Consider the following 1,421-nt stretch of genomic DNA (forward strand, 5'->3'; position numbering starts at 1 on the left):
TTGCTGCTTCCCCACGGGTCGCGGTCCTGTCCGTTATTACCGGGCTGATTCCACGCCATGTATATGCTCCATTTGTTATGCGGTGTATACCCGGCACGCCGGGTATAAAGGCGAATAATCTTCAGGCCAACTGGCTATCAGACAACGTAGTCTGCCAGCGCAGGTTCTTGCTTACAGAGGCGACGCCAGTCAACTATCGGCATCCGAACTTCCAGACCAACGCTGCCGTCATCCTCCATCCACTCTTTTTCTATCGCCTGAAGCTGATAAAACCGGCTTCTGAGACGCCCTTCCTGCGGCGGCAGGCGCAGCGTGTGCTGTGCCACCTCACCGGAAAGTCGTTCCGTTAAAGCCTGGAAAAGCAGTGGTACGCCGACGCCGGTCTGAGCAGAAAGCCAGACCCGAATCGGTTTGTTTTCATCATCTCTGTCGATACGCGGTTCGAAATCGTCCAGCATATCTATTTTGTTCATCACCAGCAGGGTTGGGATCTCGTCGGCCTCGATTTCATCGAGCACGACATTCACCGCATCAATGTTTTCCTGCAAACGCACATCGGCGGCGTCAATCACATGCAGCAGGAGCGTCGCCTGACGTGTTTCCTGCAGGGTCGCCTTAAATGCGGCCACTAAATCATGCGGCAAATGGCGAATAAACCCAACGGTGTCCGCCAGTACGGTTTCGCCTACGTCAGCGACGTTAATCCGACGCAGCGTCGGGTCGAGCGTCGCGAACAGCTGGTCGGCCGCATACACCTGCGCTTCAGTAATCTGGTTAAACAGCGTCGACTTCCCGGCGTTGGTGTAACCCACCAGCGACACGGTCGGAATATCGGCTTTGGTTCGCGAACGGCGCCCCTGTTCGCGCTGCTTCTCAACTCTCTCCAGACGGGAGAGGATCTGCATAATACGGTTACGCAGCAAACGGCGGTCAGTTTCGAGCTGGGTTTCACCCGGGCCACGCAAACCAATCCCGCCTTTCTGACGTTCCAGGTGGGTCCAGCCTCGCACCAGGCGTGTTGCCAGGTGACGCAGCTGCGCCAGCTCAACCTGCAGTTTCCCCTCGTGGGTACGCGCACGCTGAGCAAAAATATCGAGAATAAGACCGGTACGATCGATAACCCTGCATTCGCACAAACGCTCCAGGTTTCGCTCCTGGGCCGGACTTAATGCATGGTCGAATAAGACAACGGAGGCCCCCGTTGCTTTCACGGCTTCCGCAATTTCGACAGCCTTACCTTCACCAACAAAATACTTTGGGTGCGGCGCTTTACGGCTACCGGTAATCACCTGCATTGCTTCGACACCGGCGGAAGAGACCAGGGATTCAAACTCCTGGAGATCTTCCATATCTTTGTCTTGCGAAAAATAGATGTGTACCAGCACCGCCTGCTCACCGGCGTCATAACGGTCAAACAAGCG

The 1,421-nt window shown here is 55.7% G+C and carries 2 protein-coding genes; both read right to left on the bottom strand.

The window, feature by feature from the left end; all coding sequences use genetic code 11:
• Window positions 1-59, bottom strand: a 59-nt coding sequence (locus tag RTU33_RS21935) for a protease modulator HflK N-terminal domain-containing protein (protein ID WP_409438269.1), incomplete at its 3' end; no start/stop codon positions are given.
• Between the two features lie 78 nt (window positions 60-137).
• On the bottom strand, window positions 138-1,418 hold the full coding sequence (hflX, locus tag RTU33_RS21780) for a ribosome rescue GTPase HflX (protein ID WP_312630166.1): 1,281 nt from the start codon (window positions 1,416-1,418) through the stop codon (window positions 138-140).
• Between the last annotated feature and the right edge of the window lie 3 nt (window positions 1,419-1,421).

It is taken from the genome of Scandinavium sp., from assembly GCF_032012665.1.
Taxonomy (GTDB): Bacteria; Pseudomonadota; Gammaproteobacteria; order Enterobacterales; family Enterobacteriaceae; genus Scandinavium.